Below are 25,800 nucleotides of genomic sequence, written 5' to 3'. Positions count from 1 at the left end.
GTCAGCTCTCCAGAATCTGCACGTTGTGAGGCGCGAGCTCGGCCGGGATCAACGTCGACGCCACGGCGATGATTTCGCGCGCGCTCTTGGTCGCGCCGCCGCCGGCGGAGGGGCCACAGGTCAGCAGCGTTTCCACCTCGTTGCCGATGCGCACGGCTTCGGCCATCGAGTCGGTGCGGGCGGCCACGCGCACCCGCACCTCGTACGGTTCGGCATCGGTGCGGGAGAGGGCGGGGCCGTGCAACGCATCGACGCCGATGAGTTCGAAGCGCGTTTCCGTCATCTGCACGCCCGTGAGCGCCAGCCGTTCGCGCACGATGTCGAGCGCCAGTCTGGCGCGTGCGACTGCGTTGGGGCCGGCGTAACTGATCTGGCCCTCGCCGATGTAGCTGTCGAGATAGCCGATTGAGACCTTCAATTGCCCGGTGCGCGGCGTGCCCGTCGCGCCTTCAATGACAACACGGTCCTTGCCATCGCCGCGCATGCGCACGTTGGAAAAGTCGGCCACCACATCGGGCGTGAGGTAGCGCGCCGGGTCGTGGATCTCATAGAGCAACTGCTCCTTGCACGTCGCCTCGGTGACGAGGCCGCCGGCCGTGGGCACCTTGGTGATGCGCACCGAGCCGTCTTCGCCGACTTCACCGATGGGAAAGCCAAGCCGTGCGAGATCGGGTACGTCTTTGATGCCCGGGTCGGCAAAGTAGCCGCCCGTGATTTGTCCTGCGCATTCCAGCAAGTGCCCGGCCAGTGTGCCGCAGCCAAGGTGGTGCCAGTCATCCATGCGCCAGCCGAAGGCGTGGATGAGCGGCCCAAGCGCCAATGCGGGATCGGCCACGCGCCCGGTGATGACGACGTCTGCGCCTTGCTCCAACGCATCGACGATGCCCTGCGCACCGAGGTACGCATTGGCCGACACCATGCGTGCACCGAGCGATACAACGGGCTCACCGCTATCCATCAACGTGAAGTCGTGGCCGCGGGCCTGTAGCAGGTCGAACACATCGTCGCCTGTGACGGCCGCCACGCGCAGCTTGAGGCCAAGCTCGCGAGCGATGTCTCGCGTGCGTTCCGCTGCCGCTTGCGGGTTGGCCGCGCCCATGTTGGTGACGATGCGGATGCCGCGCGCCGCACATGCCGGCAGCACGGCTCGCATGCGTGCTTCGAGCAGCGGGTCATATCCATGCGACGGGTCTTTGCGGCGCACCTGCTGCGCGAGCGCGATGGTGCGCTCGGCCAGACACTCGAACATCAGTACGTCGATGTCGCCGTGCTCTGCGAGTTCCAGCGCGGGTTCGATGCGGTCGCCCGAGTAACCGGCGCCGCCGCCGATACGTAATGTCTTCAACTCGTTTTTCATGCAATCACCACGGAAGCACGCCCAGCACCACGGCCGCCAACGTCATCAGCAGCGTGGCGCCAAACAGGAAGGGGATCGAGAATTTCTGATGGTCGGCCAAGTCGATGCCGCACAGGCCGACCACGAGGAAGGTTGCCGGTGTGAGCGGGCTGACCGGAAAGCCTGTGGTCATCTGGCCAAGCACGGCGGCCTGCGCGACATGCACGGGTGCGACGCCCAGCATCTTCGATGCCTCTGCCACCACCGGCAGCACGCCAAAGTAGAACGAATCCGGATCGAACAGCAGCGACAGCGGCATCGACAGCACGCCCAGCACCACCGGAATGTGATGCGCCATGGCGGGCGGGATGAAATCGACCGCCGTCTTCGCCATTGCCGTCAGCATGTCGGACTTGCTCATGATGCCGGTAAAGACACCCGCGGCCAGCAGGATGCTCGCCATCATCAGTGCGGCCTTGGCGTGAGCATCCACGCGCTGGCGTTGCTGGTCTACGTTCGGGTAGTTGATGAGCAGTGCGGCCACTACGCCCAGCATGAACATCACCACCGGGTCCACCTTGCCGCTCACCATCACGCCCATCACGACGACGGTCAGCACGAGATTGATCCAGAAATTGCGCGGGCGGCGCAGCGCCTGCTCGGCCTCTGTGAGCGGACGTGCGACGACTTGTGCGGCGCCGCCATGATTGGCAAGGCCCAGTCGCTTCTCTTCACGCTTGCCCAGCAGCCATGCACACACGAACACAAAAACGAGGCCCACGATCTGCACCGGGATCAGCGGGTTGAAGATGTCCGTCACGGGCATGTGCAGCGAAGCCGAAGCGCGGATCATCGGGCCCGTCCACGGCAGGAAGTTCACGCCGCACGCCATCGATGTTACGCACGCGAGGATGCGCCGGTCCATGCCGAGCCGGTCGTACAGCGGCAGCATGGCCGGAATGGTGATGAGGAATGCCACCGCGCCCGAGCCGTCCAGGTGAATCAGCAGCGCCAGCAGCGCCGAGCCCATTACGATGCGCGGCGGCCGGCTGCCCACGGTGCGCAGGATGCGGTCGATGATCGGGTCCAGCATGCCGGCATCGGTCACGATGCCGAAGTACAGGATGGCGAAGATGAACATCCCCGCCACGGGCGCCACATCCTTGATGCCGCCGATGATGAACTTGCTGGTGTTGAGCCCGAAGCCGCCCACAAGCGCGGCGATGACGGGAATGGCGATGAGCGCGACCAGCGGCGACATGCGCTTCGTCAGGATGACGATAAACAGCGCGACGATGGTCAGCAGCCCGAGCAGTGCGAGCATGGTCTCCTCCGAGTGCTTGGAATCGGAATCCCTGTTGGCGGGATTTACGGGCGACTGTAGAAGCTGCTGATCTGCCTGTGAAACAGAATATTTGGATGGATTGAGCTGATTTGGCGATAAGTGAAGCAGGCGCCGCTCAGAAAATCCCGGCAAAATGTGGCGCGTTCCAACCCGATGCTGGAGACCTTGTGCGTACTGCCCCGACTGTCCTGATCCTGCCTGGCTGGCAGAACTCCGGCCCCGAGCACTGGCAATCGCGCTGGGAGGCGTTGCACGGAGATCGCCGCGTTCAGCAGCGCGAGTGGTTCACCCCCAAACGTGCCGACTGGGTGGCCGCGCTGGACGCTGCCGTGCGTGACGCACCGGGCGATGTCGTACTGGTGGCGCACAGCCTGGGCTGCGTGCTGACGGCGCATTGGGCTGCGGCGTCTGCCCATACAGCGCGCGTGCGCGGTGCCTTGCTGGTGGCGCCGCCGCAGCTTGGCCGGGAAGATTCGCCGCCCGAGTTGATTGACTTCCAGCCGGTGCCGCAACAGCGCCTGCCGTTTCCGGCCACCCTCATCTTCAGCACCAACGACCCTTTCAGCGATGCCGCCTGGAGCCGCAAACAGGCCGAGGCCTGGGGCGCCGCGCCGATCGATTTGGGTGCGCGCGGTCACATCAATGCTGAATCCGGCCTGGGCGACTGGCCGGAAGCCCGTGCCGTCGTTACTAAGTGGAGCAAAAGCCCCATTTGAAGTGAGGGCTTGACCCTAAAGCTTCTTCAGGGTTTTGAATGGAGGCATGAAACCCGATCTCGCCTCCGCCCTGCCGTCCCACAACCACGCCGCCAAGCCGGAAGTGTCTGGCTGCGGTGGTTGCTGCGGCCACGATCACCCCGCTGCACGGGAGTCTGCCGACCACGCACACAAGCATGGGAACGACCATGACCACGGTCACGACCATGAACATGACCACGGACATGAGCATGCGGGCGGCAACAAGGACCACAGCTGCAGCCACGATCACGACCACGCGCATGCGCACGGTCCGGCACCGGTCGCCGCACCCGTAGACGCTGCCGCCCTGGCCCGCGCCAAAGGCCGCACGAAGATCCGCATCGAGCAGATGGATTGCCCGACCGAAGAGCGCATGATCCGCGCCAAACTGGGCAACGCCGCAGGCGTGGTCGCACTGGATTTCAACCTGCTGGAGCGCCATCTCACCATCCACCACACCGTGGACGACGTGACGCCGTTCCTGGAAGCGCTGCGCGCCATCGGCATGGATGGCGAGGTGTTGGAAGCGCATGACCGCGCAGCTTCTGCGCCCGCAGCACACACAGGCATCTCGCGTCGCACCTGGTTGCTGGGCATCGGCGGTGTGGCCGCGTTTGGCGCGGAGGCTATCGCCTGGTCTCTGGGTGATCACGCCTGGCCGGTGCTGGCGCTGGCGCTTGCGTCCATCGCACTGGCCGGCGGGCCGACGCTGCGCAAGGGCTGGATTGCCGTGCGCGCGCTCACGTTCAACATCAACTTCCTGATGGCGGTGGCGGTGATCGGCGCGCTGCTGATCGGCAAGTGGGCCGAAGCGGCCATGGTGATCTTTTTGTTTGCCGTGGCCGAAGCCATCGAGGCGCGCGCCCTGGTACGTGCCCGCGATGCGGTGCGCGCGCTGACTGCCATCGCCCCCGATACCGCAGAGTTGACCGACGGCAACGGCGGCTGGCGTGATGTGGCCGTCGACACGGTTGCCATCGGCGCACGCCTACGTGTGCGCACGGGCAGCCGTGTGCCGGTCGACGCGCGCATCGTGAGCGGCCGCGCGGCGCTGGACGAATCGCCCGTCACCGGCGAGAGCCTGCCGGTGGAGAAGACCGTGGGCGACACCATCCTCGCCGGCACCATCGTCACTGACGGCGTGATCGAGGCCGAAGCCACGGCCGCAGCGGCTGACAGCACGCTCGCGCGCATCGCCGGGGCCATCCAGGAGGCGCAGTCGCAGCGTGCGCCCACGCAGCGCTTTGTCGACAAGTTCTCGTCCATCTACACGCCCGCGATGATGTTGCTGGCGCTGGCAGTTGCCGTGGTCGGCCCGCTGGTGACGGCCGATGGCTGGCTGACGTGGACGTATCGCGCGCTGGTGTTGCTGGTGATCGCTTGCCCCTGCGCACTGGTGATCTCCACACCGGTCACGGTGGTGAGCGGCCTGGCTGCAGCGGCGCGACGCGGCATTGTCGTCAAGGGTGGTGTCTATCTGGAAAGCGGCCGGCGCCTGCGTGCGCTGGCGTTGGACAAGACCGGCACGCTCACCGCTGGCCGCCCGGTGCTGGATGCCATGGTGTTGCCTGATGGCACGCGCAGCACGCGCCGCGCCGTGGCGGATCTGAACGTAGCCGCGGATGGCGCCCATCTGCACGCACTGGCTGTGGCCGCTGCGCTGGACGCCAACACCACGCATCCGATTGCCGTGGCGATCGTGCAGGCTGCGCAAGCGCATGGCGCCGTAGATGCAGGCGCGGTTGAGGACTTGTCCGTGCTGCCGGGCCGCGGTGTGGCCGGCACGCTGGGTGGCGTGCGCTGGCATCTTGGTAACGCCGCACTGGTGGCTGAGCGCGGTTTTGATACCGCCGACTGGCGCGCCGCCGCGGAAGGCTTGCTGGCTGAAGGCATGTCCGCCGTCACGCTGTGCGACACGAACGGTGCGGTGGCACTCTTCGGCGTGCGTGACCGCGAGCGCCCGGAAAGCGCACAGGCCATTGCAGAACTGCGTGCACTGGGTGTGCAGCCCGTCATGATTACCGGTGACGACCGTCGCGCGGCACAGGCCATCGCCAAGACGGTCGGTATCGACAACGTTCATGCCGAGCAACTTCCCGCCGACAAGCAGCGCGTGGTGGGCGAGCTTGCCGCGCAGCATGGTTTCGTCGGCATGGTGGGCGACGGCATCAACGACGCCCCGGCCCTGGCGCGCGCCGACATCGGCTTTGCCATGGGTGCGGCAGGTACGGCCACGGCGCTGGAGGCCGCAGACGTCGCCATCATGGATGACGATCCGCGCAAGCTCGCTGGCTTCATTCGCATCAGCCGTCGCACGGTGGCGGTGCTGCGTCAGAACATTGTGCTGGCGCTCGGCATCAAGGCTGTATTCCTTGCGCTGGCCGTCATGGGGGACGCAACGCTGTGGATGGCGATCTTTGCCGACGTGGGTGCGAGCCTGCTGGTGGTCTTCAACGGGCTGCGGGTGATGCGCACGCGCGTTTGATCGGGGCGATCCGACAGCGCGTGCGCGGTCAGGCCATCAACGCAGGCCAGTGATGCGCGCGTCCTTCGGGTAGGTGATGAGGTAGTCGGCGGAGAAGCGGATGCTCTCTCCGGCCGGGATTGTCTGCTCCCACGCAATCACGCCCGGACGGTGCTCCCAGTCGCGCTTGGCAGGCTCCGGTGAAAAGGTCGAGCGCACCTTGATGTCGTCAGACTGGCTGACCGGCGTGGCTTCCAGAATCTGTACGTCAATCGCGTCGCCATGCCGGTTGCGCACGGTGTAGAGCGCGCTGAGTTGGCGCTCGTTGCGGTTGTCGAGCAGACCCACGCTGCGTTGATAGGTCTTGGGTGTTTCCACCACCACGGTCACGAGATCATCGCGGCCAAAAGGCAGCGTGACTTTCTGATCGTCGGCTGCCGGGTTCCATTGCGTATTGCCGACCACCGCACCGTCGCGGCGCAGTTGCAGGTTGCCTGCAGGCCAGATGCCTTGCGGGCGATCTACGGTGGCGATCAGGTACGCGGCGGTGTCCATGCGTGGCGTGCTGCGTGCGGCCAACTTGGCGGGCAGCGTTTCGCTGGCCAGCGTGAAGGTCACCTTCTGCGCATCGGATGGCAGTTCCACGGCGCCAGGTACCTCAAACTCGGTGGCAAAGGCGGTCTGGACGGTGTTGACTTCGAACAGCGGGGCCTCGTCGGCCTCTCGTGGCTCGTTGCTGCGGCCAAGCTTGGCTCGGGGCGCTGGTGCCATGGCAGCAACCGGTGCTGCTGGATACGGCATCGCTTGCGGCGGCGGTTGAATGTCCAGTTGCCAAGCATATGGTTCCGGCCCGCGCGGTGTGTTGCGTGGCTGGCCCGTCGACAAGCGCAGCCGCACGCCGCGCCAATCTTCGCCCGTTGATTGCGCAAGCGTTGCCTGCCGCTCGACGATGACGTTGGAGCGCACCGAATCCACGCTTGCCCGATACGCCGGCCGCCAACCCGCACGTGCGGTCTGGTAGCTGACACGCAGTTCGCCACCGCGCGGCGCTGCCACGGCAATGCGGACGGTGCGCAATGTGTCGGTGCCCGAGCCATGCGTACGCTGCAGCGCATCGAGCTGCACCTTCAATTCGGCGTCGCGCTTTTTCAGTTGTTCCTGTCGTGTGAAGACCTCCTGCGCGCTGCGTGCCAGCGCATCGGTCGCGCGCCCCAGCGTTGAGAAATCCGTGGCCGGTGCGCGTCCATCGCCACCGGTGCGCTCACTCACAGCCTTCAGGTAGCTGGCCGATAGCGTGTTCGCCTGCAGTTGCACGTCGAGCGCGGCACGCTGGTCTTGCAGGGTACGGATCTGTGTCTCCAGGGCAGTCTTTGCGCAAGCACTGCCTTCGCTGGGCACGGTTTCCACGCGCACGTCACCCACGCGGATGGCGCTATCGCTCTCGACACGCAAGCTGTCGGCATCGAATGTTGTTGGCAGGCAGGTCAGCTCGACACTGCGTGCACCAGCGGCAACGGTGGCCGTGCGCACAACCGTGGCGCTATCCGGATACAGCGTGACATCCGTGATGCGTGATGGCGTCGCGGCTTGCGTTGCCGCAGCGGCAGCCATTGTGACCGCGCCGAGCGCCATGCGTTGCCGATGTAGAAAATGCGTTGCCGGTTTCGTCTTCATCCGCCCCACTCACATGTCGTGAAATGCGGCGAGTATCGCACGTCAAAGTGACGTGCACGGCAACTGGTGTGGTGGGTTAGCGATGCACGCCGCGGATGTGCCGATGGGCGTGTTCGGCCTCGCCATGATCATGGTTGTGGCCGTGGTGGCTGGTCGAAACCGGCTCTTCATGCAGCGACTGCAGCACGCCACATTCCGCCACCGATGCGGCCGTCGTGCAGCGTAGCCCGATCGATTCGATCTGGCGTCTGAGTTCGGTCAGCTCCGCAATGCGCGCTTCTACGTGGCGCAGGTGTTCGTCCAGCAGATGGTTGATTTCTTCGCACGAGGCCTGCGGGTTGGCCTGCAGTTCCAGCAGCCGGCGAATCTCGGTATGAGCCATGTCTAGCGACCGGCACTTCGCAATGAAGGCCAGTTGCTCGGCATGCTCGGGCGTGTAGACACGGTAATTGTTGGCGGCGCGCGCCGGCGGGGGCAGCAGGCCCTGCGCTTCATAGAAGCGGATGGTTTCGATGCTGATGCCCGTGCGCTGGGCGAGCTCGCCAATCTTCATATACGAAAAAGGATCAGAAAACGGTCGGTTCAGCGGTGGCTGCTTCAACGCCGGCAACCTTCAGGCAGGCGTCTATGCAGGCGCGGCAGGCGGTTGCGCAGGCGCTGCAATGGCCCTGGCCGTGATGATCGCATTCTTCCGCGCATTGATGACAAATCTCGGCACAGTCTTCGAGCAGCAGTTCTGCGAATTCGCTGTTGCGCTCCAGGAATCGGCGTGTCATGGCGCAGTATTCGGCGCAGTCCGTGCATAGGCGCATGCAGCGCGCCATGGTTTCAGCGTGGCCGTTCTTGCCGGATTCCGTCGCGCAATGCTCACAAGCGGTTTGGCAAGCATGAAGCGCCTGGATCACACTGGCAAAACGCTTGGCATTGTCTTTCGCGGTCGGACGAGTGGTCATGTCGGTTCTCCTGTGGCAGTGGGCATGCACGCTTGCGCGCTTGGGAAGGGATGGGCCCGGGGGCATAACCCGGGTCCATCCCTTCAATTTAGCAACTGGCGCTCCACTGCGTGAGCCCGACATGAGCCCAATACAGCATCAGACGATGGCTGCCTCGGCACCGCCGCGGCGCAGCATGCCCTTGCCGGCACGCGCGATCAGGCGGTTTACACCGCCCACCACTGCGCGGATCGACGCGGTGGTCAGGTTGGCGTCCACGCCCACACCGAACACGCTGCCCGCTACATCTGGCGCGGCCATTTCCGCAAAGGCAATGGCATCGGCATTGGCGCCTTGACCCAGCGCGCGCTCTTCGTAGTGGTGAATCGATACAGGCGTGGTCAGCACGTGCGAGAGCGCGTGCACCAGCGCATCCAGTGGCCCGTTGCCGGAGCCTTCGCAGATGTGCTCGTGGTCATCGATGTTGACCACCAGGCGGATGTGCTGGCTGCCGTCATCACGCTCGGTCAACCGGTGCGATACGTAGCCGATGGCACCATCGCCGCGCAGGTAGGTCTGCTGAAACAGCGCCCAGATGTCGGCACCAGTGGCTTCACGGCCGCTCTCGTCGGTCAACTGCTGCACGGTGCTACTGAACTCCACCTGCAGGCGGCGCGGCATCGCAACGCCATAGCCCGATTCCAGCAGATACGCGATACCACCCTTGCCCGACTGACTGTTGACACGAATGATCGAGTCGTACGTGCGGCCCACATCGGCCGGGTCGATCGGCAGATAGGGCATTTCCCAAAGCGCATCGGGCTTCTGCACCGCAAAGCCTTTCTTGATCGCATCCTGATGCGAGCCCGAGAACGCGGTGAACACCAAGTCACCCACGTACGGATGACGCGGATGCACAGGCAGTTGCGTGCAGTCTTCGCATGTGCGCGCTACGTCATTGATGTGCGAGAAATCCAGCTCCGGGTCGACGCCCTGGGAGTACAGGTTCAGCGCGAGGGTGACGAGATCCACGTTGCCGGTGCGCTCGCCATTACCGAACAGGCAGCCTTCCACGCGGTCGGCGCCGGCCATCACGGCCAGTTCTGCGGCTGCGACAGCGGTGCCGCGATCATTGTGCGGATGCACCGAGAGGATGATCGAATCGCGGCGCGCCAGGTTGCGGTGCATCCATTCGATCTGGTCGGCGTAGATGTTGGGCGTGGCCATTTCCACTGTGGCCGGCAGGTTGAAGATGATTTTGTGCGCGGGGCTAGGGTCCCATACCTCGGTCACCGCGTTGCAGACCTCGAGCGCAAAGTCCAACTCTGTGCCGCTGAAGACTTCGGGGCTGTACTGGTAGGTCCACTGCGTCTCGGGCATCGTCTCCGCAATCTCGCGGATCAGCTTGGCGCTTTGCACGGCAATGCGCTTAACGCCTTCTCGGTCGGTGTTGAACACGGTGCGGCGGAACACCGGCGCCGTGGCGTTGTAGACGTGGATGATCGCGCGCTTGGCGCCGCGCAGCGATTCCATTGTGCGGCGGATCAGGTCTTCACGCGCCTGCGTGAGCACCTCGATGGCCACGCCGTCTGGGATGTGTCCGCCTTCGATCAGTTCGCGCACGAAATCGAAGTCAGTCTGGGAGGCGGCGGGGAAAGCGGCTTCGATTTCCTTGAAGCCAATCTGCACGAGCATCTTGAACATGCGCATTTTGCGCTCGGCGTTCATGGGCTCGAACAGGGCCTGGTTGCCATCGCGCAGGTCCGTGCTCATCCAGATCGGGGCACGGGTGATGGTCTTGCTGGGCCAGGTGCGATCGGCGAGGGCGATCTGTGGGAAGGGGCGGTACTTGGTGGCGGGGTTCTTCAACATGGCTTGGGTGTCCTGTGAGATCGAGATCGGTTGCGTGCGTTGGGTACGTTGGGGACGACCGCGCGGGCGGCGTCCGGCGTGGCCGGAGTCGGGGAATCGGTGTGGCGGCCAGACAGCCACGGGCGCGTGGTCTGGCTACCGGGCGATAGTCGGGTCTGTAGTCGTAGCGAAAGCAGGATCGAGGTAGGCATGGCTGGCTCTCAGTCGGTGAGCTGATTGCGTCACACGAGGCCCGTCGCCTGTTGCGCAACGGACCGGTCAAACACCGGAACGAGGGGGAAAGATAGGTCTACGCGCTTACACGCGTAGTAGGGAAGCGGATAGCGATAGCAGACCGCGCACGCACGAGAGGGTGCGGGCTTGAGCGGTGAGGAGGGCGATCTGCTTGGAGTGCATTTTTTGATACTGCGGGCGGATGGGGCGCATTGTCAAGTTGCCTGGGCGGAATTCGGACGATTCTGGACCGCGCGCCGCCGAAAGGATTCCACTTCGTCTCGCCGGAAATCCAATGTGAAGTACTCGCCAGCAAAACGTAAGCGAACCTGCTTTAATACACCCCGTTCATACCGCCAGCCCGCTATATCAAAGGCTTTATAACGGTAAGACTCCCTCACGCCCCCACAAGGAGAACACCACAATGGTCACGTTGAACATCAACGGCAAACCGGTGGAAGTTGATGCCGATCCGTCGACGCCACTGCTTTGGGCGCTGCGCGACAACCTCGGCATGACCGGCACCAAATTCGGTTGCGGCGTTGCGTCGTGCGGTGCGTGCACGGTGCACCTGAACGGTCAGCCCACACGTAGTTGCGTGCTGCCGATCTCTGCGGTGGCCGGCCAGCAGATCACCACATCTGAACACATCGCCGATGACAAGGTCGGCAAGGCGGTGCTTGATGCCTGGATCAAGCACGACGTGGCGCAATGCGGCTACTGCCAGAGCGGCCAGATGATGAGCGCAGTGGGTCTGCTGCGCAGCAAGAAGAAGCCGACCGACGCGGATATCGATAGCGCGATGGCCGGCAACCTGTGTCGCTGCGCGACGTACCAACGTATCCGCGCGGCGATTCACGATGCCGCCAAGTCGCTGGCCTGAGCCCCACCGGAGAATTCACGATGCGTATTCGAAATCTTGAAGCACTGGCTGGTGGCGGCGCACACCCGCAACCGGCATCTGCGGACGCGGGTGTGGCGACGCTGGATCGCCGCAGCTTTCTGAAGCTCACGTCGCTGGCCGGCGGCGGTCTTGCACTCGGCATTGCGCCGGTGCTGGCGGGCGCGCAGGACGCGAAGGCCAAGCCGCCTTCGGCGCCGCAGGCATTCATCATCATTGCCCCGGACAACACCGTAAGCGTGGCGGTGAACCGTCTGGAGTTTGGCCAGGGTGTGCACACCGCGCTGCCGATGGCGCTGGCGGAAGAGCTGGACGTCGATTGGCGCAACGTGCGCGGCGTGCTCGCGCCGGCGGGCGATCCGTACAAGGACCCGGGCTTTGGCATTCAGATGACGGGCGGCTCGACTGCGCTGAACCACTCGTTCCAGCAATATCGTGAGCTGGGTGCACGTGCACGCGCCATGCTGATTTCGGCCGCTGCCGAGCGCTGGAAGGTGGACCCGTCCACGTGCCAGACGGCCGATGGCGTGATCACCTCGGGCAGCAACCGCGCCACCTACGGTGAACTCGCGCAGGCTGCGATGGCACTGCCGGTGCCGGCTCAGGTCACGCTGAAGAACCCGTCGCAGTTCCGCATTGTCGGCAAGCCCACGCCGCGTCTGGATGCGCGTGCGAAGCTCGACAGTTCGCTCAAGTTCGGCATTGATACGCGTCTGCCGAATATGAAGGTGGCGGTGCTGGCCCGCCCGCCGCGCTTTGGCGGCAAGGTGGCCAAGTACGACACAGCAGCGGCCAAGGCTGTGAAGGGCGTGGTCGATGTGCTGCAGATTCCGACGGATCGCGGTGGCACGGGCGTGGCCGTCATTGCCGATGGTTACTGGCCCGCCAAGCAAGGTCGCGACGCGCTGCAGGTGAGCTGGGAAGACACCGGCTCGACGGTGACGACGCCTGCGCTGATGGAGGAATACAAGAAGCTCGCCGGCCAGCCCGGCACGGTGGCCAAGCCTACCGATGTGAGCGCCATCCAGTCGGCGCCCAAGCGCATTCAGGCTGACTACGAGTTCCCGTATCTCGCGCACGCACCAATGGAGCCGCTGAACTGCACGATCGACGTACAGAGCGCTGGCGGCAAGATCAGCGGTGCGAAGGTTTGGGTCGGCTCGCAGTTCCAAACCATCGACCAGGGTGCGATCGCCAAGGTGCTGGGCGTGGCGCCCGAGAAGATCGAACTGAACACGATGATGGCCGGCGGCGGCTTTGGCCGGCGCGCGATCACCACGTCGGATTACGTGGTGGAAGCGGCCAACGTGGCGAAGGCGTACGCAGCTGCTGGGCACAGCGGCCCCGTCAAGGTGATCTGGAGCCGTGAAGACGACATCCGCGGTGGCTATTACCGCCCGATGCATCTGCACCGCGTTGACGTGGGCGTCGACAACAGCGGCAAGGTGGTTGGCTGGAATCACGTGATCGTTGGCCAGTCGATCCTCAAGGGCACGCCGTTCGAGGCCTTCATGGTCAAGAACGGGGTGGATAGCACGATGGTCGAAGGCGTGATCGAGAACGACTACGGCTTCCCCCTGCAACTGACGGTGCACCATCCGGACGTGAATGTGCCGGTACTGTGGTGGCGCTCGGTTGGCCACACGCATACGGCCTTCGTGATGGAAACGATGGTCGATGAGGTGGCGCATGCCGCCAAGCAAGATCCGGTGGCTTTCCGACTGGCACGCTTTACCGACAAGGAACACGCGCGTCATCGTGCCGCGCTGCAACTGGCCGTTGACAAGTCTGGCTACGGCAAGCGCAAGCTGCCGAAGGGGCAGGCTTGGGGCGTGGCGGTGCACGCATCGTTCGAATCGGTGGTGGCCTATGTGGTGGAGGTGTCGATCGACAAGGGCAAGCCGCACGTGCATCGCGTAACAGCCGGCGTGCACGCCAACCGCGTGGTCAACCCGATGGGTGCGGAAGCGCAGATTCAGGGTGCCTGCGTGTTCGGCCTGGCGATGATTGCGCCGGGCTTTGCCATCGAGATCGAGAACGGCGCGACCAAGAACAGCAACTTCCCCGACTACCCGCCCGTGCGCATGCCGGACGCGCCGCCGGTGAACGTGTTCTTCGTGCCGTCGGAAGACAACCCGACTGGTCTGGGCGAACCCGGTACGCCGGCGATTGCACCGGCCGTGGCCAACGCGGTGTTTGCGTTGACCGGCAAGCGCCATCGCAAACTGCCGTTCGACACGGTGTAACTGTCATCATCGCGTGATGCGATTGGAGCCGGCATGCAGCAATGTGTGCCGGCTTTATTGTTCGGCGGACTGTTTCTTGCGTCCGCGCTTGTGTTGTCTTTCCACCCGGAGGAGCACGTCATGGCATTGAACATCCTGTACACCGCCCACGCCACCGCCACAGGCGGCCGCAACGGGCACACGCAAACCGACGATGGCCAGGTCTCGCACGATCTGTCGGTCCCGAAGGCAATGGGCGGCCCAGGCAAGCCCAACACCACCACGCCGGAAGACCTGTTTGCCGCCGGCTATGCCGCGTGCTTCGGCTCGGCATGCGACTTTGTTGCCAAGAGCATGCTCAAGCTCAACCCGAGCAGCGTCGAGATTCATTGCGACGTGGGCATCGGTACGCGCTCCGAAGGCGGCTTCGGTCTGAAGGTCGGGCTGACCGCGCGTGTTGGCGGCCTGTCGCAAGCCGATGCAGAGAAGCTGGTGGCCACGGCGCACGAGGTGTGCCCGTACTCCAACGCCACGCGCAATAACGTGGAAGTCACGCTCAAGACCGAGGTGGTCTGATGCACAAGCGGCCTGTTGCTGGTGCTGTTGTTGGCGTATTGCTGGCCGCGGGCCGCGGCAGCCGGTTTGACCCTGAGGGTGCGGTGAACAAGCTGCTCGCCGCGCTGCCTGACGGTGACGGTACACAGGCGGGCACGCCAGTCGCCGTGCAGGCAGCGCGGCATCTACGGCAAGCCGTGGGGGATGTGGTGGCCGTGGTGCCCGCGGCTGCCACGCACGGCGCACAGGTTGAGCGGCTGGCCGTGTTGCTGGCCGAAGCCGGCTGTGACGTCTTGCGATGCCCGACGGCGGCCAACGGCATGGGCGCCAGCCTGGCCGCAGGCGTGGGCGCACGTCCTGACGCGGGCGGCTGGGTCATCGCCCTGGCCGACATGCCGTGGATCGCCCCCGAGACCATTGCTCACGTCGCGCAGGCGCTTGACGCGCACCACTGTGTCGCGCCATTCCACGCAGGGCAGCGTGGTCACCCCATCGGCTTCGGCGCCGATTTCTTCGCCGGTTTGACTGCGCTCGACGGCGATGAAGGCGCGCGGCGCCTGATTGATCCCGCCACGCTCGTCCGCATCGACAGTAACGACAGCGGCATTCTGCGCGATGTCGACACTCCGGCTGATCTGGCGTAGTGCCCTGATTCTTTACCGTTGCACAATTTGTTCACAGCAACGCCCAAACTGCCTGCGGAACCTGCCGCAACCGCTTGATGCACAAGGATTTGTTGCGCGATGTAACGGCTGTGCCGGATGTGGATAACTTACGCCGGACATGCCCGTTTTACGTTGTCGACACGTTTGCAGGAATCCGTCAAGCCCGTTGTCATGCCGACGGTTAACGGCATGTCGGGTTATGCACAGAACATGTGGATAAGTCTGTGGGAAACGTTGTCCGACCCGCGTGGCGACGGGCTTTGGTCGGCATTGCTCGGGGATTTGGCACACCCAGTCGGGTTGACCGGGGGGGCTTCTTGCAACATTTGATTACAACCGGAAACAGAATGTCAGGCGGTCTTCGACCAGACTCCCGGTACGCGATAGCGGCGATCTTGACGATCTCGTGTCGCGACCGATGCATTTGAAGGAGAAAAACATGGTTCGGGTACTGACAATTTTTCTGGCGGCTGCCACGGTGTTGACGGCAACCGGTTGTGCCGACATGACGGCGCGTCAACGTAATACCGCCATCGGTGCAGGCGTAGGCGGTCTGGCGGGTGCCGCGCTGATCGGCGGCCCAGGCGCAACGCTGGGCGGTGCCGCGCTGGGTGGTCTAGTGGGCAATGTATCGACGCGTTGATACGACGATACGCACATCGTTTAGGAGAAAGCGGACCCGGGGTGAAAGCCTTGGGTCCGTTTTTTCATGCCTGCGCGCGGCTGAGTGAGCGCAGCAGACTTTCAAGTGCGGACACTTCCAGCGGGCGGCCAAACAGGAAGCCCTGCACTTCATCGCAGGCGTGTGTCGAGAGAAACGACGACTGCTCGGGTGTCTCCACGCCCTCTGCCGTGACGGTCATGTTCAGCGCGTGCGCCATCGCAATGATCGTCTTCGTCAACGCCACGCAATCGGCCACCGCCGGCACGCCGCTGATGAACGAACGGTCGATCTTGATGTTGTGGATTGGCAGGCTGCGCAGGTACGACAGCGACGAGAACCCGATGCCAAAGTCGTCGAGAGAAATGCGCACGCCGCGCGCGGCCAGGCTTGTCAGCAGACGTTGCGTCGACAGGCGATCGGCCAGCAGCACGCTCTCCGTCAATTCCAGTTCCAGTCGCGACGACGTCATGCCCGATGCTTTGAGCGCTTCATCCACATCGCGCTCGATCACGCCGGCATCGCATTGCCGCGCAGATACGTTGACGGCGACGCGCCCCGTGAAGCCGAAGTTGCGCTCCCACACCTGGCCCTGTGTGCACGCCTGCATCAGCGCCCAGCGGCCAAGCTCAAGGATGTAGCCGGACTCTTCCGCCACGGCGATGAACTCGGTGGGCGAAACCGCCCCCAACTCTGGGTCGGACCAGCGCATCAGTGCTTCCACTGCCACCAGTTCGCCCGAGGCGAGCGCGTACTTAGGCTGATACACCAGCCGCACCTGCCCGCGCGCGAGCGCACGGCGCATGCGCTCGTTGAGGGTGAAGCGGCGCAGCATCTGTGTTTCGAGCGCACGCGAGTATCGCGTAATGCGGTTACGGCCGTTCTCCTTGGCACGGTACATGGCAGCCTCGGCATGGCTGACCAGTGTGCCGGCATCGGCACCGTCTTCCGGAAATGCCGTGACACCAATGCTGGCAGACAGGTGCAGTTCGCGCTCGCCGCCGGTAAAGGGTTTGGCCAGCGCATCGAGCACCTGCTGGGCGAGCGCGTTGACGGCGTCGGGGTCGTCGATGGCCACGCAGAATTGGTCACCGCCCAAGCGCGCCAGCAGCGCACGCTGGCCGACTTCGGCGCGAATGCGCTGCGCCGCCAGGTTGAGCACCTGGTTGCCGATGTGATGGCCCATTGCCTCGTTAACGGTCTTGAAGTGGTCCAGCCCGATATAGAGCAGCGCGGCCCGGCCGGTGGAGGGCAGCGCCAGGCGGGCGTCGAGCCGTTCGATGAACGCCGCGCGATTGGGCAGGCCGGTCAGCGAGTCCTTTGTTTCCAGCAGGCGCAGTTGCTCGTGGGTCGAACGTTCCGCGGTGATGTCGGTAAAGATGACCAGCACGGCATGCGGTGAGGCGCTGTCCGGTGAAAACATCGGCAGCACGGATTCGCGCAGCCAGACAATCTGCCCGTTGCCGGCCGGTACGCCCACCACCACGTTGCTGATGGCGCGTCCGGTGCGTGCGGCCAGTGTGGAGGGCCATGCTGCGCGCGGCAGGATGGTGCCGTCTTCACCGAGCATCATGTCGCTGAGCGCCATGCGCGGGCGGCCTTTCCATGAAGCGCCCGATAAGCGGAGGATCTCGGACGCGCTGCGGTTGTACGACAGCACGCGGCCGTCGGTGGACAGCGTGAGTACGCCTTCGCTCAAGTGGTTGACGACCAGACGGTACTGATCGCGCAAATCACGCGCTTGGGCATACTCGCCTTCCAGGCGCAACAGTTTGACCAGTGCGCTGACATAACTGGCGCTCGTGGTACGCAATGCAGCGTCGTCAAGTGTGGCGGCTGGTGCTGGGTAGAACAGGCACAGCAGATCACCGCTCGACGTCATGCCACCATGCTGAGCCGGGATGCGGCATAGCCAAGTGGGCAGCGCCTTGCCGAGCACGCGCGTGAGTACCTCATGCAGGGCGGCCGGTGCATTGGACTGGCGAATCAGTTCGATGGGGGCCACGTCGTTCAACAGCGGCGCGACGCGCGCAAGTTCAACATCGAGTTCGCCGGATATTGGCGCGACGAGTTGTTCGCGCGCGGCCTGCGTGCCGTACAACCGCGCCCGGCCGGAGACCACGCGCGTCACGACGCACAGCGCAGTCGGCAGTGCTGCCTCGAGCGCGCGCAATACCGCGTGCAGGCGCTCCCCAAGCGATGCTGCGGATGGCAGCGTAGACAGCAGATGATCAAGGTGTTCGTGCGGCAACGCCGCGCCGATGGCTTCGGCACTGAGGATGCGCTCGCCAGCCTTGCCAGGCAGTTGCGCATCGAGCGGCATAGGCAACCCGTGTACAACGACCTGCTGCGCGGGCAGACCATCGAAACGTGTCGGCGTGACAGTCAGCCGGACGGTGACCGGCGCCTCGGATGTGCCCAGGGAAACAGCGGAAGCCACCTCTGTGGAGGCTGCATCGGGCGTCTGTGGATCAGCGTTGGCGCCTGCGTACGCATTCAGCGTGGCCGGCACATCCTGAAAGAAGCGCGAGAACGGCTCACCGAGCAGCTGATCGCTCGAGAGCGCGTGCACCATGCTGATGCCGGCCGCATTGGCATACACGATGCGGCCTTCGAGAACGATGTAGAGGGGGACGGGCAGGCTTTGTGCCGACAGCGGGTAGGAAAGTTCGTCTTGCATCCCACGCTCCAACCAATGGTATTGCCCGAGATACCACACGCAATCAATGTGTCCGCGGGCAACGCAACAGGCGCCAGCCTGCGGAGGCGGGACAACGACTTTTATGATGCGCAAAAGTCGCGTGTCGCGCAAATTGTTGATTTGTGATTTATACAACACACCATATGTTTGGTTTGTCTGCGCAGTTCTCGGTGGTTTGCAGCATTCGCAGAAAAGAGCGGCGCTATCGATACGGATTCGATGATGCGTGCGATACCGCATCTGAAGCGCTGCCTTTGTCGATGAAATGCCGTTCGGTGCGGCAAGGCGTGTAAGCGCATGTGGACGCTGACATCAAGATACGAATTCGCATTGTGTGGGCGAAATAGATGTTCACTCGGCGCGATGCGCGTTATGGAAGGAAAAGGGTTGCGCCTGCAAGCAGCATGTGTACTGGCATGCCGAAGCGCAAAGCCAACTGTAAAACACGGGCAAGGATGGATTCATCGTGGGTGTATCCAACCATCAGTCCGCAGGGTGTACCGCTTTGAAGCGGTTTTAGCGGCTGTCAAACATTGCTCCAGAGAGGTGAAGCAATGCGGTGCCAATGCCAGTCGCTATGTAGCCTGATAGGAGGCGGCACCGCTGGTCGCCCGTAATGTCCTGGCGTAAGTTGGCCTCCGAAATTGCGGGACCCAACGACACTTGCTAATGTGGTGGCACTGAAATGCAGTGCGTTGCAGGTTTGCCGTCTCGTCTGATCGCGTATACCAGATGGACGCGTCAATCTGACTTTCTGGTTGAATCGTGAGCATTCGGTATGCCTGATTTGATTCGGCCGCTTTTGGTGCACTTGCGGCAAGTTGCGGTGCGCGATCAAAACCGTTGAAATTTCATTTCAGTTATGAATACAATTGAACTAATATCTGACCCACAACAGGATTTATTGGGAGCGCATATGGCGACATACAAGGAATTGGTTGCACAAAAGGCCAAGCTGGAAGAACAGATCGAAACCGCCCGCGCCAAAGAGCTGGAAGCCGTTATCCAGCAAGTGCGTCAAACGGTTGCCGAATATGGCCTGACGGCTGAAGACCTGGGCCTGGCGCCGCGCCGTGGTCGCCGTGCTGGTGCCAAGGCACCGGTGCCCGCGAAGTATCGCGATCCGAAGACGGGCGCAACGTGGTCCGGCCGTGGCCGTGCACCGGCCTGGATCGGCAAGAACCGCGACAAATTCCTGATCGCCTGATTTGCCCCTTTCGGTACGGCGGCCCACCATAGCGGTGGGCCGTTTTTGTTGGAGCGCATGGGCGTTCCTGACTATAACGTCGACATGACGCCCCGCCTCCCCAAATACCTCGAACTGGCCGATCGCATTCGGCTCGACATCCTGCATGGCGCCTTGCCGGCCGGCAGCGTTGCCCCCAGCGAAAATGAAGTCGCCCAACGCTACGGCGTATCGCGGTTGACTGCGCGCCGCACACTCAATGAGTTGGCTGCGCGTGGGTTGCTCAAGCGTTCGCGCGGGCAACGCAGCGTGGTGCTTGATCGCGTGGGGCCGCATCGTCCGGTGCTGTATGCCCCGGGCCAGTCCGATGCGGCGCTGGAGTACGTGCCCGGCGCCGCCTACACCGTCAGCGCATTCCGGTTGGAGCGGGCTGATGAGACGGTGGCGGCCGCGCTCGGTCTGGAGGTTGGCGCGCAGGTGGCATTCGTGGAGCGCCGCGCGCAGGTGGAAGGCAACCCCATCATGCTGCTGCGTACGTGGTTGACGTCACGGCTGGCGGCCATGCTGGAGGCGCGTGATTTTGAAGATCGCCTGTTCGTGCAGGTCTTCCAGCGGGCTAACCTGACCATCGCGCGCTCGCGCGAGGCCCCGCTGGCGTGCGTGGCTGACGCGCATCAGGCCAGCCAGCTTGACGTGTCCGCCGGCGTGCCGCTGGTGCGCGTACGGCGTATTGGCTACAGCGTGGCTGACGTGCCGATCTCCCTCACCTATTGCGATTTCTCCCCTGAGCGCTATACGCGCGAGGTGGACATCCGCGTCTTGCAAAACGACTGAAGCTGCACTTGCGCCAGCACGGTGCAGAAACGGCGCCACACACCCCTGAGTTGGGACTTGTCTGGCAGGGGTATTCAAGCTAGTCTGCGCGCCTTCCCGCGAAAACGTATTCATTCGTGACACTTCGGCGTGCTGACGGCGTATTGGCACGGCTGTTGCATTCACTCGCGGCGATCTCAGCAGAGGCAGGCGAGCCACCTGCCACTGCGAAGCGAATTCAACACAACGGAACCAGAAGAGGGAGAAATCAACGATGCAACTCAAGCGACGTTTCAAGCTGGCCGCGCTGGCTGCTGCCGCCGGTCTGACCGCAGGTGCGGCCCAGGCGCAATCGTCCGTCACGCTGTATGGGCAGGTGGATGCCTGGGCCGGCGCGACCAAGAACCTGGGCGCCTCTGACCGCGCTTGGGGTGTCAACTCCGGCGGTATGTCCACGTCGTACTGGGGCATGAAGGGTAGCGAAGACCTGGGCAACGGCTTGAAGGCCATCTTCACGTTGGAAGCGTTCTTCCGCCCAGACACCGGCAAGGGCGGCCGCTTTGATGGCGACACGTTCTTTGCCCGTAATTCGTTCGTCGGCCTGCAGTCGAACACCTGGGGCTCGATCAAGCTCGGTCGCAATACGCCGCAGTACTTCGTTTCGACGATCCTGTTTAACCCGTTCGGTGATTCGTACACCTTCTCGCCGATGGTGTTCCACACCTACCTGGGCAACGGCCGCACGGGCGCAGCCGGCATCTCGGGTCTGGTGGGCGATTCGGGCTGGAACAACTCGATCCTGTACAGCACGCCGGACATCAACGGCTTCACGGGCACCCTGATGTACGGTGCGGGTGAGCAGGCTGGCCACAACGGTCAGAACAAGTTTGGTGCGGGCTTCCTGTACTTCCGCGGCAACTTTGCTGCCACCGCGGCATTCCAGCAGGTGCGCTTCGATGCCAACCCGGGCGACCTGAACGCGCTGGTGGCAGGCTTCCAGCGTCAGTCGGCAGCGCAACTGGGCGCTTCGTACGACTTCGGCGTGGTCAAGCTGTACGGCCAGTATCAGTACATCAAGAACACGATTGCCACGGGCGATGCCAAGAGCAACGGCGGCCAGCTGGGCGTGTCGATTCCGGTCGGCCCGGGCAGCGTGCTGGCGTCGTACGCGTACACGAAGACCTCGGGTGCAGCGGACGTGAAGCGCAACACCTGGGCAGTCGGCTACGACTATTCGCTGTCCAAGCGCACGGATGTGTATGCCGCGTATTTCCGCGACAAGGTGTCGGACCTGAGCGCGGCTGATACTTTCGGCGTGGGCATTCGCGCAAAGTTCTAAACCTGCGCTTTCCTTGTCACCGCCCGCGTGTCGACAGCGCGGGCGGGCATTTACAGCGGCGTCCGGGGTTCCGGGCGCCGTTTTTTGTTGGTGGCTGACGGGAGAGAACTCAACCGCTACGCACAATGCGTACGGGCGCCACGGATGATGCGGCCGGCTCTGCCACCAGTTGCGGCTGGTTCAGCAGCATGGCGCCGCGCTGGGTGGCGACGAACACGGCTTCGGTGCGGCTGCGGACTTCCAGACGGCGATACAGCGCGTTGATGTGCGCCTTGGCCGTGGCCTCGGAGATGCTGAGCATGCGGCTGATGGTTTTGACCGGGTGACCGCGCGAGAGAAGCACCAGAATTTCATACTGGCGTTGAGTGAGTCCCAATAATGCGCAGTCATCGCCGCCGTTGGCAGCACCGCCTGCCAGCGTATCTGACCGGGCAAGCACGATTGAAGCCGGTACATAACGGCCACCGGCCAGCACCAATTCCAATGCCGCTGCAATCAATTTGCCGGAATAGCTTTTCAGCAGATAAGCAGAGATATTCAATTGCATCAGCGCGCGCACATGGACGGCTGAATCGCTTTCACCCAGCACGGCGACATGCCGCGGGTGCGGCTGCTGCAGCAACCGGGAGAGCGCTGGCAGGTCGTCGATGCCCGGCAGGGGCAAGCCGATCAGGGCCAGTTCGGCGTCCGCATGCGCCGCCAGATTTTCAAAGAGGGCCTCGTCCGGGTCGACGCTGACGACTTCGGAAATGGCCGGCAAAGATTGCAAAACGTGGGTCGCACCGGCACGCACCAAAGGGTGTGCCTCAACTACGATCGATTTCACTGCGCCGCCTGTCTGGTTATGGTTGTTTGTCCATTTCCGGAATATGGCCGACCGTCGCCCATTTGGATCGGCGAGATCCAAATTGATACAGGCGTGGCTGGTAGAAACGCAATGACGCGCGGTTTCGGTATGTTTCCCCGTTCAACCGGCAGTCACCAAGTGCGGTGCCGCCGGGCCGAAACCTTGGCATGCCATTCAGGCGCGATTTCTTTCCGGTTTTCTTGTTTATGTCGCCAGGCGCGGAGGATATACCCCGCCAAAATCGGCAGAATAAATCCCCAGCATGCTTGTTGCACCCATCAATGGGATGTAAACCTTTTTGTTTACCCCGATCGGTGGTGCGGCAGACCTGTATAGATAGCAGGATCGAGCGGGGCCAGCTAGCCCCACTTCAAACCCATTGACGTAAACGTAAACCGGCGAATCTTCCTCGCCCCAGGCGCCGTGCGGCTTACTGTGCGACGACGGAGAAACGTGGCATTGACAGCGGTTGCTTGCCGTCTCGGCCGTAGGGCGTGCCGCCGCCGTTGTTGGCGGCGTGCAGGACCGACAGCGCGTTCTGCGTGGCACGCAGGCGCAGATCAATCAGGGTGCCGTTGTCCAGATTGCGCTGGCGCAAGGTGCGGGCCAGGGCCAGGTTCTCATCGAACAGGCGGCTGGCAGTCTCGTCGGCGCGCAGGTATTTGACCAGCCCGTACGGATCGGCGCCACCATGCTGCGCCCACCACAGGCGGCGCTCGCGGTCAGCTTCGCCCAGGGCGGTCAGCTGCTTCTGCTTGGTCTGGGTGACGCGCTCGAGTTCGACCATGTCGCCGTCGCGCAACGCTTGCGCCTCGGCTTCCAGGGTCAGGGTGGCGGCGCGCAGCAGTTCCTGCTCGTCGGCAAGGGTGCGGATCAGCAGTGTGTTGTCCATGTTGGCGACCTTTCGCTGGGGAGCTTGGGCAGCCGCCGGACGGCACGCCGCCCCGCCGCGGTCAGCCCACGCGGGCCGGCGGCGTCATGAGAAATGGGGGACGGACGACGGGAGGAGGCTCCCGTCAGACCTTCTTGCTTTGTGCCGAGAGCAGCGATTGCGCGTCGGACAGCGCCGCATCGGCGATCTTGCCGGCGTCCATCTTGAGCGTGCCGTTCTGAATGGCGCTGCGGATCTGCTCGACGCGTGCCGCGTTGAAGTCGCCGCTGCCCACTTGGCGCGAAACTTGATGGACCGACAGCGACGGCACGGTTGAATCCTGGTCGCTGTGGCGCGTGCCCGTGGCTGCTGTGGCAGTCGCGGACGAGCCGGCTGCACGCGTCGACCCGGACGCAGCGTCCTTGGTCGGCGCAATGGCCGGCGTGTTGTTGACGATATGGTTGATTTTCACGGGTGTCTCCGAAGAGCGCGTTCATCCTATCACCCATATCGGCCAACCCCCGTCCAAACTTTAGCGGGGGATATCGGTTGTGCATCACAGTGCGTGTGATCGATTGATCTCAAGTCGATCTCAAAACTGGATTGCGACCACGCCAGCAGACTGCGCAATGCCGGAAACGACGTTGCCGTTGGCCGTGCGCACCTGCGCCACCTGGCCGACGGCTGCCTGGTTCATGGCCCGGCCATCGCTGGTGACCTGAAAGCCGCCGCCTTCGGCGACGAGCTTGACGGTCTGGCCGGCCTGCACCGCAATTGGCAGGCGCAGGCTTTCGGCGCGCAGCGGCTGGTTAGCCGCCACGCTGGTCATCAATACGCGCCCGACCACGTCGGCGGGCTGCTGCACGACAGACGGCGGCAGCATCGAGAGGTCCCCCGTGCGGGCCTCCAGGTCACTCATGTCGACCGTCTTGCCTGGCGAGAGCTGGTGCGAGGCCACGTAATACGTCCCGGTGATCTGGATGGTGGCCGGCACCCATGCCGCCCAGGCGTGTGGTGACTTGCAGCGCACTCCAACCTGGATGCGGCCGCGCAGACGGTTGGCCGCCGGCAGCATCAGGTCGACCTGGTCGCAAGGCTGGTTGGCCACGCGCGGGTCGACCGGGCCGACTTCCACCGAGGCGCGCGGGGCGCCGGCGTCATTGGTGCCGCCCAGGATGTCCAGCTGCGATTGCAGTTGCTGCTGGATCTGCATCTGGATGGCGTTCGGCCCCTGGATGGTGGTGGCCGCAGGCTGAGCGGCCTGGGCGGGCATCGGCATGTTGGCGGCTGCCGGCGCATAGCCGACGCGCATCATGCCCTGCGCACGCGCCAGGATCGGATGGGCGAGGCTTGCCAGGACGCCCAGCGCCAGGGCCAGCAGCAGCTTGCGCCGGCGTGCGGCCAACGGCATTGCCGTGGCGCCGCGGCGGCGGACAACGGCAAAGGTCGGGTACTGGGCGCTGCGTACAAACCGCGTGGACATGGAAAGCCCTCCATCGAAAGTCCGGTGAAGTGTAGCCACGCGCGCGGGAGGGCCAAATGCGGAAATGTCGGCCAATCCCCCCCTTATTCGGACGAATGCTCTTGCCAGGTGGCCCCTAGACTTTGCAACGTGGTGAAGTCCCTGGCGTTGCGCGGTGCGGTTCCATTTGCTGCTCGACCTGCCCCGGATGGCTGCGGGGTTCCCGATTCCCCGGCCGGCTCCCGGATCCGCAGACAAGGCCCTCTCCACTGAGGCTGCATGACGGCAACTCAGCAATACAGCGGTTCTGGAGACGGCATCGGCGGTTTTGAAGGGGCCGCCGATGCCTGCTTCTCCAGCCCCACGGCATTCGGAATACCAACCAAACCCGGCGGGTGGCGGAACCAACATGGCGCCACGCGCGAGGAATGACAGACATGGTCGACAAGCTGGATCAGTTGTTCGGTTTTCAGGAGCAGGCGCTGCGGCTGCGTTCGCAGCGGCACCAGATCCTGGCCTCGAACATCGCCAACGCCGATACGCCCAACTACAAGGCGCGCGACTTCGATTTCCAGTCGGCGCTGCAAAAGGCGGTCGGCCAGCAAAGCGGCAACACGCTGCCGATGACGGCCACGGCGTCCGGCCACCTGACGGCGGATGGTGCGCCTGCCGGTGATGTGACGCTGATGCGGGCGTCGCTGCAATCGCCCGGCATGCAGCAGGCCAAGTCGCTGCAGGGCGAGGTGCAGTACCGCACGTCGCAGCAGCCTTCCATTGACGGCAACACGGTCGACATGGACGGCGAGCGCATGCGCTTTGCCGACAACACCGTGCGTTACGAGGCCGACCTGAACATCGTGACGCAGAAGATCAAGTCGATGCTGGCGGCCATCCAGAACAGCTAGCGCGATCAAGCAGGACCGAGCAGAACAGAGCAAGACAGGGTAGGACGATCGCGCCGCAGTCCTGGGCGTGATGAAAGAGGGGCGGGAGTGATGCGG

22 protein-coding genes are annotated in these 25,800 nt (G+C 63.9%); 11 read left to right on the top strand and 11 right to left on the bottom strand.

Annotated elements, in window-relative coordinates; genetic code table 11:
* Position 1: 1 nt before the first annotated feature.
* Together R2N11_RS03060 and R2N11_RS03055 are read right to left on the bottom strand one after the other, a co-directional pair.
* On the bottom strand, positions 2-1,357 hold the full coding sequence (locus R2N11_RS03060; protein ID WP_316680094.1) for an acyclic terpene utilization AtuA family protein: 1,356 nt from the start codon (positions 1,355-1,357) through the stop codon (positions 2-4).
* 4 nt (positions 1,358-1,361) lie between these two features.
* Entirely contained in the window at positions 1,362-2,660 is a 1,299-nt protein-coding gene (locus R2N11_RS03055; protein ID WP_316680093.1) for a CitMHS family transporter, read from the bottom strand.
* Positions 2,661-2,848: 188 nt separating this feature from the next.
* Here R2N11_RS03055 and R2N11_RS03050 point away from each other — a divergent pair, with 188 nt between their 5' ends.
* Together R2N11_RS03050 and R2N11_RS03045 are read left to right on the top strand one after the other, a co-directional pair.
* Positions 2,849-3,397: an RBBP9/YdeN family alpha/beta hydrolase gene (locus tag R2N11_RS03050; RefSeq protein ID WP_316680092.1), complete on the top strand. Its 549-nt coding sequence runs from the start codon at positions 2,849-2,851 to the stop codon at positions 3,395-3,397.
* 46 nt (positions 3,398-3,443) lie between these two features.
* Positions 3,444-5,903 carry a heavy metal translocating P-type ATPase gene (locus R2N11_RS03045; RefSeq protein ID WP_316680091.1) on the top strand — a complete coding sequence of 820 codons (2,460 nt, stop codon included), beginning with the start codon at positions 3,444-3,446 and terminating at the stop codon, positions 5,901-5,903.
* A gap of 36 nt (positions 5,904-5,939) precedes the next feature.
* Here the strand turns inward: R2N11_RS03045 and R2N11_RS03040 are convergent, their stop codons facing one another.
* The 4 genes from R2N11_RS03040 to leuA form a co-directional block, all read right to left on the bottom strand.
* Positions 5,940-7,556, bottom strand: a complete 1,617-nt coding sequence (locus tag R2N11_RS03040; protein WP_233176745.1) for a DUF4139 domain-containing protein — start codon at positions 7,554-7,556, stop codon at positions 5,940-5,942.
* A gap of 76 nt (positions 7,557-7,632) precedes the next feature.
* Positions 7,633-8,109: a Cd(II)/Pb(II)-responsive transcriptional regulator gene (cadR, locus tag R2N11_RS03035; RefSeq protein WP_316680090.1), complete on the bottom strand. Its 477-nt coding sequence runs from the start codon at positions 8,107-8,109 to the stop codon at positions 7,633-7,635.
* A gap of 13 nt (positions 8,110-8,122) precedes the next feature.
* The gene (locus R2N11_RS03030; protein ID WP_199027314.1) at positions 8,123-8,509 is read right to left on the bottom strand and encodes a four-helix bundle copper-binding protein; all 387 of its coding nucleotides are present in this window, start codon (positions 8,507-8,509) and stop codon (positions 8,123-8,125) included.
* 138 nt (positions 8,510-8,647) lie between these two features.
* Positions 8,648-10,360, bottom strand: a complete 1,713-nt coding sequence (gene leuA, locus R2N11_RS03025; RefSeq protein ID WP_199027316.1) for a 2-isopropylmalate synthase — start codon at positions 10,358-10,360, stop codon at positions 8,648-8,650.
* Between the two features lie 637 nt (positions 10,361-10,997).
* On the opposite strand from leuA, the gene R2N11_RS03020 reads away from it, so the two are divergent.
* The 5 genes from R2N11_RS03020 (at position 10,998) to R2N11_RS03000 (ending at position 15,562) form a co-directional block, all read left to right on the top strand.
* Entirely contained in the window at positions 10,998-11,456 is a 459-nt protein-coding gene (locus R2N11_RS03020; RefSeq protein ID WP_199027318.1) for a (2Fe-2S)-binding protein, read from the top strand.
* 20 nt (positions 11,457-11,476) lie between these two features.
* The gene (locus R2N11_RS03015; RefSeq protein ID WP_316680089.1) at positions 11,477-13,720 is read left to right on the top strand and encodes a xanthine dehydrogenase family protein molybdopterin-binding subunit; all 2,244 of its coding nucleotides are present in this window, start codon (positions 11,477-11,479) and stop codon (positions 13,718-13,720) included.
* A gap of 120 nt (positions 13,721-13,840) precedes the next feature.
* Positions 13,841-14,275, top strand: a complete 435-nt coding sequence (locus R2N11_RS03010) for an organic hydroperoxide resistance protein (protein WP_199027322.1) — start codon at positions 13,841-13,843, stop codon at positions 14,273-14,275.
* Positions 14,275-14,898 carry a nucleotidyltransferase family protein gene (locus R2N11_RS03005; protein WP_316680088.1) on the top strand — a complete coding sequence of 208 codons (624 nt, stop codon included), beginning with the start codon at positions 14,275-14,277 and terminating at the stop codon, positions 14,896-14,898. The genes R2N11_RS03010 and R2N11_RS03005 overlap by 1 nt, the downstream gene beginning before the upstream one ends.
* A gap of 460 nt (positions 14,899-15,358) precedes the next feature.
* On the top strand, positions 15,359-15,562 hold the full coding sequence (locus R2N11_RS03000) for a YMGG-like glycine zipper-containing protein (protein WP_039596769.1): 204 nt from the start codon (positions 15,359-15,361) through the stop codon (positions 15,560-15,562).
* Between the two features lie 64 nt (positions 15,563-15,626).
* Here the strand turns inward: R2N11_RS03000 and R2N11_RS02995 are convergent, their stop codons facing one another.
* Positions 15,627-18,260, bottom strand: a complete 2,634-nt coding sequence (locus tag R2N11_RS02995; RefSeq protein ID WP_316680087.1) for a sensor domain-containing protein — start codon at positions 18,258-18,260, stop codon at positions 15,627-15,629.
* A 937-nt stretch (positions 18,261-19,197) separates the two neighbouring features.
* On the opposite strand from R2N11_RS02995, the gene R2N11_RS02990 reads away from it, so the two are divergent.
* The 3 genes from R2N11_RS02990 to R2N11_RS02980 all read left to right on the top strand — a co-directional run bounded on the left by R2N11_RS02990 (position 19,198) and on the right by R2N11_RS02980 (position 21,619).
* Positions 19,198-19,488 (top strand): H-NS histone family protein, encoded by a 291-nt coding sequence (locus R2N11_RS02990; RefSeq protein WP_021193457.1) that lies wholly within the window; start codon positions 19,198-19,200, stop codon positions 19,486-19,488.
* Between the two features lie 84 nt (positions 19,489-19,572).
* On the top strand, positions 19,573-20,301 hold the full coding sequence (locus tag R2N11_RS02985) for a GntR family transcriptional regulator (protein ID WP_199027372.1): 729 nt from the start codon (positions 19,573-19,575) through the stop codon (positions 20,299-20,301).
* A 253-nt stretch (positions 20,302-20,554) separates the two neighbouring features.
* Entirely contained in the window at positions 20,555-21,619 is a 1,065-nt protein-coding gene (locus tag R2N11_RS02980) for a porin (protein ID WP_199027328.1), read from the top strand.
* 109 nt (positions 21,620-21,728) lie between these two features.
* Here the strand turns inward: R2N11_RS02980 and R2N11_RS02975 are convergent, their stop codons facing one another.
* The 4 genes from R2N11_RS02975 to flgA form a co-directional block, all read right to left on the bottom strand.
* Positions 21,729-22,445 (bottom strand): LuxR C-terminal-related transcriptional regulator, encoded by a 717-nt coding sequence (locus tag R2N11_RS02975; protein WP_199027330.1) that lies wholly within the window; start codon positions 22,443-22,445, stop codon positions 21,729-21,731.
* A gap of 451 nt (positions 22,446-22,896) precedes the next feature.
* Positions 22,897-23,358: a flagella synthesis protein FlgN gene (locus tag R2N11_RS02970; RefSeq protein ID WP_199027332.1), complete on the bottom strand. Its 462-nt coding sequence runs from the start codon at positions 23,356-23,358 to the stop codon at positions 22,897-22,899.
* A 124-nt stretch (positions 23,359-23,482) separates the two neighbouring features.
* Positions 23,483-23,809 (bottom strand): flagellar biosynthesis anti-sigma factor FlgM, encoded by a 327-nt coding sequence (gene flgM / locus R2N11_RS02965; protein ID WP_316680086.1) that lies wholly within the window; start codon positions 23,807-23,809, stop codon positions 23,483-23,485.
* A 120-nt stretch (positions 23,810-23,929) separates the two neighbouring features.
* Positions 23,930-24,820: a flagellar basal body P-ring formation chaperone FlgA gene (gene flgA, locus R2N11_RS02960; RefSeq protein WP_316680085.1), complete on the bottom strand. Its 891-nt coding sequence runs from the start codon at positions 24,818-24,820 to the stop codon at positions 23,930-23,932.
* A gap of 416 nt (positions 24,821-25,236) precedes the next feature.
* Here flgA and flgB point away from each other — a divergent pair, with 416 nt between their 5' ends.
* Positions 25,237-25,704, top strand: a complete 468-nt coding sequence (gene flgB, locus R2N11_RS02955; RefSeq protein ID WP_199027374.1) for a flagellar basal body rod protein FlgB — start codon at positions 25,237-25,239, stop codon at positions 25,702-25,704.
* Positions 25,705-25,800 lie beyond the last annotated feature (96 nt).

This window comes from Ralstonia flaminis (assembly GCF_958415495.1).
GTDB classification, from domain to species: domain Bacteria; phylum Pseudomonadota; class Gammaproteobacteria; order Burkholderiales; family Burkholderiaceae; genus Ralstonia; species Ralstonia flaminis.
The sequence above is the reverse complement of the archived record's forward strand: the minus strand, read 5'-3'. Positions and strand labels throughout refer to the sequence as shown.